General features: G+C 67.6%; 18 protein-coding genes. 13 read left to right on the forward strand and 5 right to left on the reverse strand.

All coding sequences use genetic code 11. The annotated features are described in order from the left end of the window. Positions 1-77 precede the first annotated feature (77 nt). On the reverse strand, positions 78-1,886 hold the full coding sequence (locus SOM26_RS15040) for an AsmA family protein (RefSeq protein WP_320453535.1): 1,809 nt from the start codon (positions 1,884-1,886) through the stop codon (positions 78-80). Between the two features lie 157 nt (positions 1,887-2,043). Between SOM26_RS15040 and SOM26_RS15045 the strand changes: the two genes are divergently transcribed. The 7 genes from SOM26_RS15045 to SOM26_RS15075 all read left to right on the forward strand — a co-directional run bounded on the left by SOM26_RS15045 (position 2,044) and on the right by SOM26_RS15075 (position 7,337). Continuing rightward, a complete protein-coding gene (locus tag SOM26_RS15045; RefSeq protein WP_056438920.1) occupies positions 2,044-2,355 on the forward strand; it encodes a YggT family protein in 312 nt (103 codons plus the stop codon). Continuing rightward, the gene (locus SOM26_RS15050; protein WP_320453536.1) at positions 2,355-2,657 is read left to right on the forward strand and encodes a DUF167 domain-containing protein; all 303 of its coding nucleotides are present in this window, start codon (positions 2,355-2,357) and stop codon (positions 2,655-2,657) included. The genes SOM26_RS15045 and SOM26_RS15050 overlap by 1 nt, the downstream gene beginning before the upstream one ends. Next, positions 2,654-3,535 carry a bifunctional methylenetetrahydrofolate dehydrogenase/methenyltetrahydrofolate cyclohydrolase FolD gene (folD, locus tag SOM26_RS15055; protein ID WP_320453537.1) on the forward strand — a complete coding sequence of 294 codons (882 nt, stop codon included), beginning with the start codon at positions 2,654-2,656 and terminating at the stop codon, positions 3,533-3,535. The genes SOM26_RS15050 and folD overlap by 4 nt, the downstream gene beginning before the upstream one ends. 4 nt (positions 3,536-3,539) lie before the next feature. Next, on the forward strand, positions 3,540-4,163 hold the full coding sequence (locus tag SOM26_RS15060) for a MarC family protein (RefSeq protein ID WP_320453538.1): 624 nt from the start codon (positions 3,540-3,542) through the stop codon (positions 4,161-4,163). Positions 4,164-4,312: 149 nt separating this feature from the next. Beyond that, positions 4,313-5,572 (forward strand): NupC/NupG family nucleoside CNT transporter, encoded by a 1,260-nt coding sequence (locus tag SOM26_RS15065; protein ID WP_320453539.1) that lies wholly within the window; start codon positions 4,313-4,315, stop codon positions 5,570-5,572. Between the two features lie 289 nt (positions 5,573-5,861). Next, a complete protein-coding gene (locus SOM26_RS15070; protein WP_320453540.1) occupies positions 5,862-6,008 on the forward strand; it encodes a hypothetical protein in 147 nt (48 codons plus the stop codon). A gap of 15 nt (positions 6,009-6,023) precedes the next feature. Beyond that, positions 6,024-7,337: a carbohydrate porin gene (locus tag SOM26_RS15075; RefSeq protein WP_320453541.1), complete on the forward strand. Its 1,314-nt coding sequence runs from the start codon at positions 6,024-6,026 to the stop codon at positions 7,335-7,337. Positions 7,338-7,465: 128 nt separating this feature from the next. Here the strand turns inward: SOM26_RS15075 and SOM26_RS15080 are convergent, their stop codons facing one another. Beyond that, on the reverse strand, positions 7,466-8,347 hold the full coding sequence (locus SOM26_RS15080) for a 3-hydroxyacyl-CoA dehydrogenase NAD-binding domain-containing protein (protein WP_320453542.1): 882 nt from the start codon (positions 8,345-8,347) through the stop codon (positions 7,466-7,468). Between the two features lie 118 nt (positions 8,348-8,465). On the opposite strand from SOM26_RS15080, the gene SOM26_RS15085 reads away from it, so the two are divergent. After that, positions 8,466-9,467, forward strand: a complete 1,002-nt coding sequence (locus SOM26_RS15085) for a DUF1176 domain-containing protein (protein WP_320453543.1) — start codon at positions 8,466-8,468, stop codon at positions 9,465-9,467. Positions 9,468-9,478: 11 nt separating this feature from the next. Then, positions 9,479-10,099: a YbhB/YbcL family Raf kinase inhibitor-like protein gene (locus SOM26_RS15090; RefSeq protein ID WP_320453544.1), complete on the forward strand. Its 621-nt coding sequence runs from the start codon at positions 9,479-9,481 to the stop codon at positions 10,097-10,099. Positions 10,100-10,463: 364 nt separating this feature from the next. On the opposite strand, the gene SOM26_RS15095 is transcribed toward SOM26_RS15090, so the two are convergent. Then, complete coding sequence (locus tag SOM26_RS15095) at positions 10,464-11,516, reverse strand: GGDEF domain-containing protein (RefSeq protein ID WP_320453545.1); 1,053 nt, start codon at positions 11,514-11,516, stop codon at positions 10,464-10,466. Positions 11,517-11,568: 52 nt separating this feature from the next. Further along, positions 11,569-12,105 (reverse strand): peroxiredoxin, encoded by a 537-nt coding sequence (locus SOM26_RS15100; RefSeq protein WP_320453546.1) that lies wholly within the window; start codon positions 12,103-12,105, stop codon positions 11,569-11,571. Between the two features lie 96 nt (positions 12,106-12,201). Between SOM26_RS15100 and SOM26_RS15105 the strand changes: the two genes are divergently transcribed. Both SOM26_RS15105 and SOM26_RS15110 read left to right on the forward strand, forming a co-directional pair. Then, positions 12,202-13,023 (forward strand): inositol monophosphatase family protein, encoded by an 822-nt coding sequence (locus tag SOM26_RS15105; protein ID WP_320453547.1) that lies wholly within the window; start codon positions 12,202-12,204, stop codon positions 13,021-13,023. Between the two features lie 45 nt (positions 13,024-13,068). Beyond that, the gene (locus tag SOM26_RS15110) at positions 13,069-13,554 is read left to right on the forward strand and encodes a hypothetical protein (RefSeq protein WP_320453548.1); all 486 of its coding nucleotides are present in this window, start codon (positions 13,069-13,071) and stop codon (positions 13,552-13,554) included. On the opposite strand, the gene SOM26_RS15115 is transcribed toward SOM26_RS15110, so the two are convergent. After that, complete coding sequence (locus SOM26_RS15115; protein WP_320453549.1) at positions 13,551-15,668, reverse strand: AsmA family protein; 2,118 nt, start codon at positions 15,666-15,668, stop codon at positions 13,551-13,553. The two genes, SOM26_RS15110 and SOM26_RS15115, sit on opposite strands and share 4 nt — an antisense overlap. A gap of 176 nt (positions 15,669-15,844) precedes the next feature. Here SOM26_RS15115 and rpmI point away from each other — a divergent pair, with 176 nt between their 5' ends. Then, positions 15,845-16,048 (forward strand): 50S ribosomal protein L35, encoded by a 204-nt coding sequence (gene rpmI, locus SOM26_RS15120; protein WP_007406658.1) that lies wholly within the window; start codon positions 15,845-15,847, stop codon positions 16,046-16,048. A gap of 21 nt (positions 16,049-16,069) precedes the next feature. Beyond that, entirely contained in the window at positions 16,070-16,435 is a 366-nt protein-coding gene (gene rplT / locus SOM26_RS15125; protein WP_320453550.1) for a 50S ribosomal protein L20, read from the forward strand. Positions 16,436-16,569 lie beyond the last annotated feature (134 nt).

Genomic DNA, 16,569 nt, shown 5'->3' on the forward strand with positions numbered 1-16,569 from the left:
CCCTCCGTTCCGCCTGAGCGGAGGGTAGGGTCAGCCTGAACCGCGTGGGGAAATAGGCCGAATGGAGCATCGAGGCGTTACCGCAGCACCTGCCGCGCCAGCGCCCCGCACGCCGCATTCTGCGCCTTCGGCCCGGTATCACCGGTGATCGCCCGGCCGATCGACTTGAAGATGTTGCCGACCGACTTCACCTCTTTCGGGATCACCAGATCGGGTTGCTGCAGCGTGCCCCCCACCGTTGCCGCCCCTGCCAGCCGGAGCGTCGCGCCCTGTTTCGGCGCACCGGTCAGGCGCAGGGCCAGCCGCTCGTCGGGAAAGTGCACCGTCCCCGTCCCGTCCAGCCGACTGCGCGAGGTATCGACGATCAGCGGCGCGACGCGTCCCGTGCCGTTGGTCATCGCGACGCCCAGGACCAGACAGCGCAGGCTCGTCTGGCCGCCATCGCCCATGAAGGCCGCGCCGGCGTCGAAGCCCAGCGCGGTCGCATAACGATCGGGCAGGGTGCCGTTGGCGACGACCAGTCCGATCCGCCCGTCCGCCCGCCCGATCGCCGCACGCACCGTCTCGCCCATGCCCGCCAGCACCGCGCGTGCCGCGACCCGGCCGGTGATCCGCGTCTCGCCCGACAGCGACAACACGCTCGCTCCACGCAGGCGCAGGTCGACCGACAGGCGCGGCACCTTCGCCCCACCGCTCTGGTCGACCACCGCCTGTCCCGTCACCACGCCTTCGCGCAGGGCCAGGCGAATGTCGCTGATGGTCAGCCGCTGATGATCCATGGTCATCCGCCCCGACAGGCCGGTGATCGGCGAGGCACCCTGCGCGCTGACCACCCGGCCCGCCTTGAACCGGATCGTCCCGTCGGTGGTGTCGATCTTGCCGATATCGATCCGTGTGTTGGGCACCAGGCGCGGCCCGATCCGCCTTTCGAGCGCGGCGGCCTCGGCGCGACCTTGCGCGGAGGACAGGTCGTCGAAATCGAGCTGCCCGGCCGCCACGTCGCCATTGAGCAGCGTGCGTCCGCCCTTCTTGTCGACGGTCAGCCGTCCGGTCAGGTCGGAGCGGCCGATTCGACCCTTCAGGTCCGTGATCGTCCAGCGCGGGCGTTTGTGGCGGACATGCGCGGTCAGTTGGACGGCGCGGGTCTGGAACAGCCCGGCCTCGATCACCGCGTCGATCCGCTTCAGGTCGTCCGCCTTTGCGGAGAGGTCCAGCGACATCGCATCGGTGTCGAGCGGACGGTCCATCGTGCCGACGGCCTTCATGACCAGCTGATCGCCGGTGATGTTGGCGGTGAAGGGCCAGGGGCCGGGCTTCACCGCCGCACCGGTGAAGGCGATCCGCACCGGCGCACCGCGCACCTGGCCCTCCCCCTCGGCGCGGACGCCGCGATCCGGGTCGGCGGCGACCTTCAGGATCGCCTCACGATCCTCCTTGGCGTCGCGGTAGCGGACCACGCCATCGGTGACGGTCAGTCCTTGCAGATCGGACGCGCTGCCACCTTCTTCGGGTTCGCCGGGGCGCGACCAGTTGGTGCGGCCCTGCTTGTCGCGGACCAGTGCCAGCCGCAGGCCCGACACCCGGATGTCTTCGGGCACGAACGCCCCGCGCAACAGCGGCCAGACCGAGAAGCGGATCTCGGCCCGCTCCACCGCCGCGAAATCGCCCCGTCCCGCCCATCCGGCCTGCGGGATTTTCAGCGCCTCGACCGCGATGGTGGGGTGAAAGCCGATGCCGTCGACGCGGTGGACCGAGCCGATCGTCACCGGTCGCCCGAACCGCTCGGTCGCCGCGCGACACACCGCGCCGCGCAGCATACCCCAGGGAAACACCGCCAGGATCAACAGGAACAGCAAGGGGAGCCCAACCAGCAACCCGACCAACACCCGCGTCCGGCGCGGCCATCCCCTCTCCCGTGTCATCCCCGTCCGACGCGCGAATCGGAACTTCGTTCCGCCTGCGTCAGGACCACCGCGCACGATTGTTGCCCCCGGGCTCCCCGCACCCTAGATATGGCCGAATTGCAAATGGGAGCTCCCTGCGTTGGTCCTCATCCTTCAGATCCTACAGATTCTGCTCAACGTCGTCTGGTGGATCATCATCGTGCAGGCGATCCTGTCCTGGCTGATCGCGTTCAACGTCATCAACACCTCGAACGACTTCATCCGGTCGGTCTGGTATGCGCTGCAGAAGATGACCGATCCGCTCTATCGCCCGATCCGGCGCATCCTGCCCGATTTCGGCGCGCTCGACCTGTCGCCGATGGTCGTGCTGCTGGCGGTGATCATCCTGGGCAAGATCCTGGATACCGCCATCGCCAATGCGATGTACGGGGGCGCGGTCGTCGTCGGCTGATGCCCGCATGGAGCCCCTGCGATGACGGGATCCGGATCGCGGTCCGGGTCACGCCGCGTGGTGGGCGCGATGCGCTGAGCGCGGGCACGGACGAACATTTCGCCGCGCGCCTGTCGGCCCCTCCGGTCGACGGCGCGGCCAATGCGGCGCTGATCCCGCTGGTCGCGAAGCATTTCGGGGTGCCCAAGCGCGCCGTCAGCATCATCGCGGGCGAAACCGCGCGATTGAAGCGGCTGCACGTCGCGGGGGACCCGCATACACTGGCGCGTATCGCGCAGGCGCTTTATGGCGGTCAGCCATGACTACCAGCGCCACGATCATCGACGGCAAGGCGTTCGCCGCCGCCCTCCGCACCCGCATCGCCACCCAGGTTGCGACCTTCCGCGAACAGGCAGGCCGCGCGCCGGGCCTGGCGGTCGTGCTGGTCGGCGAGGATCCGGCCTCCAGCGTCTATGTCCGGTCCAAGGGCAAGGCGACGCGCGAGGCGGGCATGGAGAGCATCGAGCATCGCCTGCCCGTCGATACCGACCAGGCGACGCTCCTGGCGCTGGTCGAACAGCTCAACCAGGATCCGACCGTCGACGGCATCCTCGTCCAGCTGCCGCTGCCGGGCCAGATCGACGCGCAGGCGGTGATCCAGGCGATCGACCCCGACAAGGATGTCGACGGCTTCCATCCGGTCAATGCCGGGCGGCTGGCGACGGGCAGCGAGGGTTTCGTGCCCTGCACACCGCTCGGCTGCCTGATGCTGCTCAAGAGCATCCATCCCAGCCTGTCGGGCATGGATGCGGTCGTCGTCGGCCGCTCCAACATCGTCGGCAAGCCGATGGCGCAGCTGCTGCTCGGCGAAAGCTGCACCGTAACGGTCGCGCACAGCCGCACCCGCAACCTGGCCGAAGTGGTCGGCCGCGCCGATATCGTCGTGGCGGCGGTCGGCGTGCCGGGGCTGGTGAAGGGCGAATGGATCAAGCCGGGCGCGAGCGTCATCGATGTCGGCATCAATCGTACCGAGACGGGCCTGGTCGGCGACGTCGAATATGACACGGCGGCGCAGCGGGCCGGGGCGATCACCCCGGTGCCGGGCGGCGTCGGGCCGATGACGATCGCGGTCCTGCTGCGCAACACGCTGGTCTCGGCCGGACGGCGCGAGGGCGTCGCGATCGACCAGACGGCGCTGTAAGGTCGTGCTCGAACTCTTCATTTCCTCGCTGATCACCTTCTTCGTGGTGATCGATCCGCCTGGTTGCGCACCGATCTATGCGGGCCTTTCCGCAGGGGCGACGCCGCAGCATCGCCGGGCGATGGCGATCCGCGCGGTCATGGTCGCCTCGGTCATCCTGTTCGTCTTCGCCCTGTTCGGCGAGGCGCTGCTCCACGGCCTGGGCATCGAGATGGCGGCGTTCCGCATCGCGGGCGGCATCATGCTGTTCCTGATCGCGCTGGAGATGGTGTTCGAGAAGCGCACCCAGCGGCGCGAGGACCGTGCGGCCAAGGTCGCCGACGATCCGCACGAGGCGGAGGACGTTTCGATCTTTCCGATGGCGATGCCGATGATCGCGGGGCCGGGCTCGATCGCGACCGTCATGCTGCTGATGAGCCGCAATTCGGGGCTTCAGGCCTCGATCGTGGTGCTGGCGGCGATGGTGTCGATCCTGCTGCTGACGCTCGTCGCGCTGCTGGCGGCGGGGCCGCTGATGCGGTTGCTGGGCGCCAAGATCGAGGCGGTGATCACCCGCGTGCTGGGCGTGTTGCTCGCCGCGCTGGCGGTGCAGTTCGTGATCGACGGGGTGACGGTCAGCCTGCGCTGACGCCACCCCGCCTGCGGCGCATGGCGGCATAAACCGCCCTCCGATCAAAACTATGGCGGTCGTGCCGCTCCATGCGTATGATCGTTCTTCGCGCAGCCGGGGGGCCGCGTCATGGTCTCAGCCCCAAGCGGGATAGTTAAGCAGCGCGCATGAATCGTTTTGCCATCGGTATCGCGGGTATTCTGGTCATTCTGGCGATCGCGGTCGCCCTGTCGACCGATCGGCGGGCGATCCGCCTGCGCGTCGTCGGCGCGGCGTTCGCGCTCCAGGCGGGGATCGCGGTTCTCGTCCTCTATGTCCCCTGGGGCAAGCGGGTGCTGCAATGGCTGTCGGGCGGGGTCGCGGGCCTTCTCGGCTATGCGAATGAGGGGACCAAGTTCCTGTTCGGCGCGCTGGCATCCGATCCGCTGGGCCGCAACTTCGCGATCCAGGCGCTGCCCGTGATCATCTTCTTCGCCGCCCTCGTCTCGATCCTCTATTATCTGGGCATCATGCAGCTGGTCGTACGCTGGCTGGGCGGCGCGATCGAGAAGGTGATCGGCGTGTCGAAGGTCGAATCGCTCTGCGCGGCGGCCAACGTCTTTGTCGGCCAGTCCGAATCGCCGCTCGTCATCCGCCCCTATCTGGCGGGGCTGACCCCGGCGCAGCTGTTCACCGTGATGACCAGCGGCATGGCGGGCGTGGCGGGCACGATCCTGGCGGCCTATGCCTCGATGGGGATCTCGATCGAATATCTGCTGGCGGCCAGCTTCATGGCGGCACCCGGCGGCATCCTGATGGCCAAGATCATCATGCCCGACCGGATGGAGCCGCCCGCGGGCCAGTTGCCGCTGGGCGACGTGATCGAGGACGAGCGGATCGCGCTGGCCGAGGCCACGCACGACGAGGAAAAGCCCGCCAACATCATCATGGCGGCGGCGCAGGGTGCGCAGACCGGCGTGAAGCTGGCCGTCGCGGTCGGCGCGATGGTGCTGGCCTTCGTCGCACTGGTGGCGCTCGCCAACGGCCTGCTGGGGGGGCTGGGCAATCTGGTCGGCATATCCGGCCTCAGCTTCCAGGCGCTGCTGGGCTATGTGTTCCAGCCGATCATGGCGCTGCTCAACGTGCCGTGGAACGAGGCGGGGATCGCGGGCGGCCTCTTCGGTGAGAAGATCGTGCTCAACGAGTTCGTCGCCTATATCGACCTTGGCAAGCAGGCCGGGCAGTTGTCGCCGCGCACCGTCGCGGTCGTCACCTTCGCGCTGTGCGGCTTTGCCAATTTCTCGTCGATCGCGATCCAGATGGCGGTGACGGGAAGTCTCGCCCCGAACCAGCGCCCGACGATCGCCCGCCTGGGTATCCGCGCGCTGATCGCGGGCAGCCTCGCCAACCTGATGTCGGCGGCGCTGGCGGGCCTGCTGATCGGTTAAGCCTCTTTCCTCCCCTGGAAGGGGGAGGAATAGAGTTTTCCGGGGTTGATCCCCATCACAAGCGCGCTATGGGCGCCCTGTCGGCCGCGCTCGTGGCCGACTCACTAAACAGGATCATAATGCCCCGATCTAGTCCCTTGTCCGGCGACGAGGACAGTAGACGCTTCGGCGTCCATGTTCTTGCCGACCGTCTGACGGGCCTGACGGGGTCGACGATGTCGGCCCGCTAACGCCGTTCCTCGCCGACCTTCCGCCGGGCTCGACCACACGAACCCGAAGGAGGTCTGCCATGACCCGTACCCTGTTCCGCGCGCATGTCCGCGCCCATTCCCTCGCCACCGTCATGGCGAGCGTTCCCCGTGAACGCGCGCGATTGCTGCGCCTGGTCGCGTCAACCCGGCCGCAGGCGATGCGCCGCACCCGCCCATCCGCCTGATCCGGGGATAGCGTCATGATCCGTATCGTTTCGCGGGCCGCTTTGTGCGGCCTGTTCCTCGTCGCGCGCGCCGCCTTCGCGCAGGACGCCCCGCCGGAAGACTTCGCCATCCACGGCCAAGCCACCCTCGTCGCGCAAGGGGTGGGCGGCTTTGCCTCGCCCTATATCGGCCCCAACAGCCTGACCCCGCGCCAGGTGAGGGAGACCACCGACGTCACCGCCTTCATCGGCGCGCGGCCGTGGAACGGCGGCGAGCTGTGGGTAAATCCGGAAATCGACCAGGGCTTCGGCCTGTCCAACACGCTGGGTGTCGCGGGCTTTCCAAGCGCGGAGGCCTATAAGGTCGGCAAGGCGGAACCCTATTTCCGGCTGCAACGCGTATTCTTCCGCCAGACCATCGGGCTGGGCGGCGGGCGCGAGGCGGTGGCGGGCGTCGCCAACCAGCTTGGCGGGTCGCGTGCGGTCGACCGGGTCGTCCTGACCATCGGCAAGTTCGGCGTCGGGGACGTGTTCGACACCAACCCCTATGCGCATGACCCGCGCGGCGATTTCTTGAACTGGTCGGCGGTCGATACCGGCAGCTTCGATTATGCCGCCGATGCCTGGGGCTATACCACAGGGCTGGCGGCCGAACTCTATCGCGGCGACTGGACGCTCCGCACCGGCCTGTTCAACCTGTCCACCGTACCCAATGGCGAACGGCTGGAACATGGTTTCGGCCAGTATCAGCTCGACGCCGAGGTCGAGCATCGCCACAGCCTTGCCGGGCGGCCCGGATCGGTGCGTGTCGGCTTCTTCCGAAACCGGGGCAATTTCAGCCGCTTCGACGAGGCGCTGGCCTATGCCGCCGCCAATGGGGGGGCGGTCGATCCGTCCTTCACCCGGCGGCGGATGACGCGGGTCGGCGGCTATATGAACATGGACCAGGCGCTGACCGATACGCTGGGCCTGTTCGCGCGGATCGGGGTCAGCGACGGGTCGATCGAGCCCTATGACTTCACCGATATCGACCGGACCGCCCAGTTGGGCGCGTCGTTGAACGGCAGGAACTGGGGCCGCGCGCAGGACCGGGTCGGGTTGGCGCTGATCGCCAACGGCATTTCGGCCGAGCATCGCCGCTATCTGGCGGCGGGGGGCCTGGGCGTGCTGGTCGGCGACGGCAAGCTCCCCAATGCGGGGGCGGAGGAGATTGCCGAGGCCTATTACGATGTCGGGCTGACCCGAGCGCTCGCGGTGACGCTGGACGCGCAGTTCGTGGAAAATCCGGGCTACAATCGCGATCGTGGGCCCGCCGAGATACTCGCACTGCGGGTGCACGGGGCATTCTGAGATCCTCCCCAAGCTATGCTTGGGGAGGGGGACCGCGCTCGTAGAGCGTGGTGGAGGGGCAAGCCCCTCGCCCCACCACCACCGCTTCGCGGCGGTCCCCCTCCCCATCGAAGATGGGGAGGAATTTACTACCGCGTCGGCACGGGCTCGGCACCGGTGTAATCGTAAAATCCGCGCCTGGTCTTGCGGCCATACCAGCCCGCCTCGACATATTTGATCAGCAGGGGGGCGGGTCGGAACTTGGGGTCGCCCGTGCCCTCGAACAGCACGCGGGTGATCTCCAGGCAGGTGTCGAGCCCGATGAAATCGGCCAGCGTCAGCGGGCCCATCGGGTGGTTGAGCCCCAGCTGGCACGCCGCGTCGATATCGGGGATCGTCGCCACGCCCTCGCCCAGCGCGAAGATCGCCTCGTTGATCATCGGCATCAGCACGCGGTTGACGATGAAGCCCGGCGCGTCATTGGCATGGACGACGCGCTTGCCCAGTTCCTGCGCGAACGATTCGACCCTGGCCACCGTCTCGTCCGCGGTGGCGAGGCCGCGGATCAGCTCGATCAGGCCCATGACGGGCACCGGGTTGAAGAAGTGCACGCCGACGAATCGCCCTGCATCGGGCGCGGCCTGCGCCAGCCGGGTGATCGGGATGGACGAGGTGTTGGTCGCCAGGATCGCGGTGTCGGACATGCCCTTGCCCACCTCTTCGAAGATGGCGCGCTTGATGGCCTCGCGCTCGGTCGCCGCCTCGATCACCAGCTCGCACCCGGCCATGGCGGACAGGGTGCCGACCGCTTCGATGCGCGAGAGGAGCGCGTCGGCGTCCTCGCGCGTCGTCTTTTCCTTCGTCACCAGCCGGTCGAGCGCCTTGGCGATACCCGCCTTGCCCGCCTCGGCCCGGTCGAGCGAGACATCGGCCAGCCTCACCGCATAGCCAGCCGCCGCCGACACCTGGGCGATGCCGGCGCCCATCTGTCCGGCGCCGATCACGCCGACCGATTTCCCCACTGACTGCATGGCGACACACTCCTGATTCTTTGGCACAAAGCCGTTTAGCGTTGCCCTATCCGGTTCGGAACGGGATCGCCAGCAGAGGGGTTGATCGGGGATGATTCGTACAAGCCCTGTCCTGTGGATGGCACTGATCGCGGCACCCGCCGTAGCCGCCGCGCCGGACAGTTCGCCGCGTCCGGGCGGTTTGAAGCTGTTTCGCGACTGGATCGTCGCCTGCGACAATGGCCGGGCGTGCGAGAGCGCGTCGCTCGCCACGCAGGACAGCGCGCTTCAGGATGTCGGTCTGATCGTCGCGCGTGACGGCGCGGGGCGCGTGACCGTGCGGGTGCGCGACATGACCGGCCGCGCCAAGACCGCCAGCGTCCGGGTCGACGGGCGCACGGTCGCCTCGACCACGCTCGACCGCGATGGCGAGGGGATGTGGCAGGGCGCGCCCGCCACCGCGCTGGTCGCGGCGATCGGCCGGGGGCGGCGCGCCGCGATCCTGACCCCGACCAGCCATGGTGTCTCGCTGAACGGTGCGGCGGCGGCCTTGCGCTATATGGACGACCGGCAGAAGCGCGCGGGCACGACCACCGCGCTGATCGCGCGCGGCTCTGCCCGCCATCGCGGCACGGTGCCCGCCTTGCCGTTGGTGCATGTCGTCACGCCGCCGCGTGGCGCGGCCAGTGTTCCCGCCACCGCCATCGCCGAAGCGCGCCGTCGCTATGGTTGCGTGGTGGACGATGGCAGTCCGTTCAGCGCCGACGCGCACCGGCTCGACCGGCGATCGACCCTCGTCCTGATGTCCTGCGGCGCGGGGGCCTATAATTATCTCGTCAAGCCGCTGATCTGGCGCGACGGGCGATTGACGCCCGCCAGCTTCGACTTCGCCTATCATTTCGGTGAGACCCCCGATCCCGGCCAGCCCGAAATCCTGGTCAACGTCACCTGGTCACCCGCCGGTCGCCTGTCCAGTTGGGGGAAGGGCCGGGGGCTGGGCGATTGTGGCGATGCCCAGACGTTCGGCTGGGACGGCTCGCGCTTCCGCCTGCTCGAAGCGGCGCGGATGACGGAATGCCGGGGGGCGATCGACACTTTGACCGTATGGCGCACACGGGTCGAACCCGTCGCGCCGCGATAGAGGAGAAGACGATGCTCGAACATCTGCCCGCCTGGCTGGGCAAGGCGATGAGCGGTTGGCGCGCCGGGGTCGAATCGATCGCGGTGGTCCGCCGCGAACTGACTCCTCCCGCCGCGATGCGGCTGGACAGCCCGGCCTTTGGCGACATGGCGCGGTTGCCCGAACGCTTCACCGCCGATGGGGCGGGCGTGTCGCCGCCGCTCGTCTGGGGTGATCCGCCGGAGGGTACGGCGATGCTGGCCTTGCTGGTCGAGGATGCCGATGCACCGACGCCGCAGCCGCTGGTCCATGCCATCGTCTGGAACCTGCCGCCGCACGCCGGGGATCTGGCCGAAGGGGCGATCGTCGCCGATGGACCCGGCTCGGCAGAGGACGGGGATGTGGGGCGCAATTCCTATCTGGGCGAAGGCTGGCTGCCGCCCGATCCGCCGCGCGGGCATGGCGAGCATCGTTACGTGTTTCAGCTATTCGCACTGGATGCGACGGTCGATATCGGCGGAGAGACGCCGGGCCGCAGCGCGCTGGTCGAGGCGATGGCGGGCCATGTGCTGGCCGCCGGGGTGCTGACGGGGACCTATTCGCGGGATGAAGAGGCGCCGGTCGGGCCGGTCGGGGCGGTCGCAACCGCCTGAAATCCGTCTCGCAAACGGCCGGGCACCCGGATCAGGGGATGGCCCGGCCGTACAGGCGATGGCGCACGATCGCGCTCAGGCGATCGGAAAGATCGGGGCGGCCGAGGTGATTGCGAGGCCGGCGAAGACGAGCGCGCCGACGACCGAGACGAGGATCTGGCGGGTCTGGAACGAAGCGAACATGGTGGTAACTCCCTGGGTGATCCGGTCGCCAAACCATTTGGCGTCCGATACCAGGGACTACGCAGGGTCCGTGCCAGTTCTGTAAGCTGCTGTTTTCTAGCGATATTGTTTTTCGGCGCGTAAAAATTGGGAAAATCCGCCACTGGGCCGAAGTGTTTCCCGCCATCACATGGCGGGAAAATCACCCGTCGCTCAAGGCGCGATCACGACCCTCGTTCTTGGCGCGGTAGAGCAGCAGATCGGCGCGGGCGAACAGCGTTTCCTGCGTATCGCCGGGGCGAAAGGCGGTGATCCCTGCGGAGAAGGTGATCTCCCCGACGGGCTCACCAGTTTCGCGCACCCGCATCCGCCGTTCGCGCACCGAATCGCGGGCCCGGTCGATCAGGGCGGTCGCCTCCGCGTTCGACAGGCCGTGCATCAGGATGGCGAACTCCTCGCCACCGTGACGGCATACGATATGGCCCTTGCCCTCTTCGGCCAGGATGGCACCGATCGAATGCAGCACCCGGTCGCCGACCGCATGGCCCAGTTCGTCGTTGATCCGCTTGAACCGATCGACATCGCACAGCGCCAGATGGCAGTCATGCCCGGCCTGGAAGCAGTGGACGAGCGCCTCGTTGAACGCCAGGCGGTTGGCCAGCCCGGTCAGCGGATCGCGCCGCGCGGTCGCCCGCGCCTCGGCCAGCTTCTCGCGCAGCGATTCCGCCTCGGCCGTCGCCTGTTTCATCTGGTTCTCGGCCGCATCGACCCGCTCCAGCATCTCGCCGGTCAGTTGCGCCAGCGTGGCCAGACCGATGCTCTCGCCGCGGGAGATCACCGCGGCGTTGCGCGCCAGATCGGCCCCGAATTCCGACGTGCCGGCCTGGATCGCGCGGATGACGGCGGCAAAGGTCTCGACCTGGTTCTGCGTCTGCTCCGCCAGGGCGTCGGATTGGGTCGCCTCGGGCGGCGGGGCGATCTTACGCGCGACGGGGGGACGCGGGGTCGACGCCGGAGCGGGGCGGGCGGCGTCCGCCGGGCCGCCCAGCCGGGCGATGTCGTCCCGGTGCAGCCGCACGCCGCCGTCGATCAACGCCTCGACCGCGCGCGCCAAGGATCCGTTCGGATCCGTCAGGATCGCGTGGACAAAGGCATAATGCGCCGGATCGGGCGACAGCCGATGGTCGTCCAGGAACCGGCCGATCCGATCGTACAGCCGATCGGACGCACCGGCGCCTTGCGCCGCCGTCTGCATTTTTCCGCCCGTTTGGCCCCCCAAGGTCATGTCTCCGCCCCGGATCCCTGGATCAGCGACGCGTCTTCAGGTCGCGCACCGCCGCCAGGGTGGTGGCGACATGCTCGGCCGGGTTCATGTCGTCGTGCACGAAGACCACGCGGCCGTTGCGGTCGATGACATAGCTGGTGCGCGAGGTGATGTCGCGACCCTCGATCTGACGGCCCAGCGCGACGTCATAACCCTTGACGATCGCGGGGCCCGCGCTCGCCACCGGGAACTTGCCCGCACATTCGGCCTTGGAGAAGGCGGCCAGCTTGTCCACCGGATCGGCCGACATGCCGATCACGCGCGCCCCTGCAGCCTTGAAGGCGTCGATCTTCTCGGCAAAGGCACGCGCCTCGGCGCTGCACCCGCTGGTGAAGGCGGCGGGGAAGAAATACAGGACGACCGGACCGTTCTTCAGCTGGTCTTTCAGGTGCAGCGTGAAGACTTTGCCCGCCACCGCGCCGCGCGTGGTGAAGTCGGGGGCAGTCGTGCCGGGCCGCAACGCGGCCGACGCGGGCATTGCCGCTGCCACCGCCAAAAGAATGCCTACCCAAGCCTTCATTGCGCCAGTCCTCTCCAATTAACCACGTTGACGCCTATCGTGTCCCAGCGACGGCGTCCATTGCTGATACGGGCTCGCTATTCTATCAATGACGCGATGCCCGTACATGCGACCGATATCGACCTTGCCCTCCGGCTGGCGGATGCCGCCGGTGCCGCCATCCGTCCGTATTTCCGCCGCGAAATGGGGTTGGAGATCAAGGCCGATCGATCACCCGTGACGCTGGCCGATCGCGAGGCCGAATCGGCGATGCGCCGTATCCTGGATGCCGAGCGGTCGGGCGACGGCATTCACGGCGAGGAATATGGCGTGAAGGACGGCGTGACAGGGCGCCAATGGGTGCTCGACCCGATCGACGGGACGCGCAGCTTCACCGTGGGGCGTCCGATCTTCGGCACGCTGATCGCACTGGTCGAGAATGGCTGGCCGGTGCTGGGCATCATCGACCAGCCGATCGCGGGCGAGCGCTGGCTGGGCGTCGCCGGGCGGCCGACGCTGTTCAACGGACAGCCGGCGCGGACCCGGGCGTGTCGCGAGCTGGACGGCGCGACGATCGCCACGACCAGCCCGCATCTGTTCGACGACGAGGATGTGCCGCACTTCATGGCGCTGGTCACTGCGGTCAGCGGCCAGTCCCCGCGCCAGGGCCCGGTCTATGGCGGCGACTGCTATAATTACGGCCTGCTCGCGAGTGGGCATATGGATATCGTGTGCGAATCCGGGCTGAAGCTGCACGACTTCGCCGCGCTGGTGCCGGTGGTCGAGGGCGCTGGTGGGCGCATGTGCGATTGGAACGGCGATCCGCTGACGGCGGACAGCGCGGGCCATGTGCTCGCGATCGGCGACCCGGCGCGCACCGAAGAGGTGCTGGAGGCGCTGCGCAACGTGCCGCACGGGCATGATCATCACGATCATTGAGTTCTGAGAAGACGTTGCGACAGGCCCGATGCCCGATCGTTTCGCATGGATGAGGACGTTTACCTGATAATCGCCCTGTTTCTGCAAGCCGCTGATTCATTGTCCTTGCCTGGGGACGTGTGGGCTGATCTTTCCTACTCGGCGTCCCTTGCCGGTGTTTCGGAGACGATTGAAATACTTCGCACCGAAGGCCGTGGGGACGCGAGCGGTGTCGCCTTGCGGCTTGTCTCGCGACGTCACGGCGAAGCGCCGCGTATTCAGTGGGCCAATAGCCAAACGTGCCCCGTGGCGGCTGATGCGGTCCGCAATCTACGGTCCATTCCGATGCCCGACCCGGTCTTGCCGGATGATCGGGGCGAAATCATATTGGACGGTGTGGGTTACCGCGTGCGCTTTCAAGCCCGCTATGGCCTGGAATTGGGCTTCCCGATGGAATTACGATCGAACACGGGCACGCCACTCGCGGCCTGGGTCAGCAGGACATTCAAGATGTTGAAACCATGCTGGTCGACGGTTCGCTACGCTCTTTAGAAAATTCCTAGAAACTTCTTCCGCTGCGACTTGGCCTCGCCCGGATTGCCTTTTCCGTCCTCGGCCTTGGCGGTGGTGCCGCGTCCAACATCATTGCGCGGCGCGCCCTTCACCGTCCGCTGGGCATTGGCCCGCGCGCCGGACAGGACCGGGCCGCAGGCCGCCGCCTTGGCGTCGCCGACATCGACGAAGGCCAGGACACCCGCCAGCGGCGTCGCGACCAGGGCCAGCCCCAGCCCGGCCCCGGCGCGTGCCACCAGGTCGCCGCTGATCGGGTTGATGCCGGGATGCGCGAAGATCCCGGTGATGCCGACCGGCGACTGGCCGGAGAACAGGCTGAACGTCTTGGCATCGGCGCGCACCGCCAGATCGAGCGCCTCGTTGCGGAAGCTGAAGCCGCCGCGCCCGGTGACGACGTTCTTCGACGTGTCGATCAGGATCGGATCCGCCGCCGCCACGCCACCGCGCACGGTAAAGGCGATCAGGCCGCAATTGATCCGCACCGGCTCCTGCAACTGCTTCTCGAACATCTTCTGAACGAAGGTGCCGATATCGAGTTCGGCCAGCTGCGCATTGCGGGTCCATAGCGAACCTGCGGGCAGGATGAACGCCATGCGCCCGTTCGCACTGGCCAGCGAATCGTGGATGGTGTCGCCGCGTCCGGTCAGCTGGACCCGGCCCTTGACCGTGCCGGTCGTCCCGGCCTCCGCCACGCCCCAACCCGCCAGCAACCGGCCGAGCGCAGTCGGCGCCAGGCGGATGTCGTAGCGCACCAGGCTGGGCCGCTGGCGCGTATCGAACAGCAGGTCGGACGACACATTCCCCCGCGCCATGGCGAATTTCAGCGGCGACAGGGTCAGCTTGCCGCGATCCAGCGCCAGGGTCAGGTCGACGTCGGAGATCGGCACCCGCCGCGAGCGGACGGTGCGAATCGTCCATTTCAGATCGGCGTCGAAGCGCTGCATCGTCGCGACCGGCAGCGCCGCGTCGGGCAACAGCCGCTGCGGCCCCACGCCCGTAGCTGCGGCGGCGGCCTCCGCGCCCTTGGTCGCGACGATATCGGGGTTGTAGCCGATGAAAGGCGCGGCATCGATGATGTCGAGCTTCTGGGTCGCCAGCACGGAATCGAGGTGCAGTCGCTCGCCATGCGTGACGGTCAGCTTGCCCGTCAGGTCGCTGTCGCCGAACGTCCCCTTCATGCCCGTGAAGCGATAGACGTCACCGTCCTTCACCAGCTGGGCATGGATGTCATAGGTACGGGTGCGCGGGATGACGACGCCGATCACCTCGAGCAGCGTCGACAGGTCCTTGCCGCGCGCACGGGTGCGCAACGGCACATTCTCGACCGCCGCGATCGAGGGCAGGGTGCCGGTCACGTCGACGATATTGCCCGCCGCGCGCATCCGGGCGACCAGTTCGTTCTTGCCGCGATTGGCGGTGGCGTCGGGCGACAGCAGCCGCGCGGTGACGGTGAAGGGCGTCTCGCGGATCACGCCCTTGCCGCGCACCCCCACCGCCCGGCCGATACGGGCGTCCTGCGACCGGAAATCGGCCAGCGTCAGGTCGGCGGTCACCCGCATCCGGGGATCGCGATACCGGATCGTGGTGCCGTTGATCTCGGCGGTATCGATGCGCGGAAATTCGAGCGGCTTGCCGCCCTTCTTCTCGCTGAACGTCCAGCTGTTGGTGCGGTGGTCGGGCGTCCATTCGAGATCGACCGCGCCATTGGTCAAGGCCAGCCAGGTAAAGCGTCGCTTGCCGAACAGCAGCGACAGCGGAGCGATCCGCGAATCGATTCGGTCGGCGGTGAACAAATTGGGCCGGGTCGCCCAGCCGGGGTTGGAAACCGCGATCTTCTCGGCGACGAACTTGATCCGCCACGGCGCGAAATACAGCTGGAAGTCGCCGTCCACGCTGACCGTCCGGTGGGTCAGCCGTCCGACGACCGATTCGAAGGAATGGCGCAGGAAGCGCCCCTTGGTCACGAACAGCACCAGCCAGATCGCGGCGAGGACGGTGATCAGGCCGATGGCGATTCGCAACGCCCAGCGGCGCCACCCCGCACGGGCAGCGTCGGTATGCGTGGAACTGTCGGCCGCTGGCGCCTGATCCATGGCGCCTTCAAGCGCCCGAGCGAGGCGCTGGTTCCTTGGGCGATTCCATCGGCCATCGGTTGCAATCCGGAGCCGCTTCGTCTAAGCGGCCCGCTTCCCGAGCGAGGTGTCACGAACGGCCCGGCCATCAGGGCTGCCGCGGCCGTTTCTGCCTTAGCTCTAGCGAAAGGAAAAAAATGCCCAAGCTCAAGACCAAGAGCGGCGTCAAGAAGCGCTTCAAGCTCACCGCGACCGGCAAGCTCAAGCACGGCGTCGCCGGCAAGCGCCACCGCCTGATCAGCCATAACGGCAAGTATATCCGCCAGAACCGCGGCACCTCGGTCCTGTCCGATGCCGACACCAAGACCGTGAAGGCCTGGGCGCCTTACGGCCTGAACTGATTTCTGGAAGGGTAGAAAGATATGGCACGCGTCAAGCGGGGCACGACCACCAAGGCGAAGCATAAGCGGATTTTGGAACAGGCGAAGGGCTATTATGGCCGTCGCAAGAATACCATCCGCATCGCTCGCCAGGCCGTCGAAAAGGCCGGTCAATATGCGTATCGCGACCGCAAGGTTAAGAAGCGGACCTTCCGTGGTCTGTGGATCCAGCGCATCAACGCGGGTGTCCGGGCCGAGGGCCTGACCTATTCGCAGTTCATGCACGGCCTGAAGCTGGCGGGCGTCGAACTGGACCGGAAGGTCCTGGCCGACATCGCCATGCACGAGGGCGAAGCCTTCAAGGCGATCGTCGCACAGGCGAAGTCCGCTCTGCCGCAGGCCGCGTAATTCGCGACTGACGGCTAGCGCCGGAAATCAGGAAAGGGCGCCGGTGGGTTTCCACCGGCGCCCTTTTTCGTTTGTAAATATTCCTCCCCTTGCAGGGGAGGTGGCAGGCCGTAGGCCTGACGGAGGGGTGTCCC

The organism is Sphingomonas sp. CFBP8993 (assembly GCF_034044895.1).
GTDB lineage: Bacteria > Pseudomonadota > Alphaproteobacteria > Sphingomonadales > Sphingomonadaceae > Sphingomonas.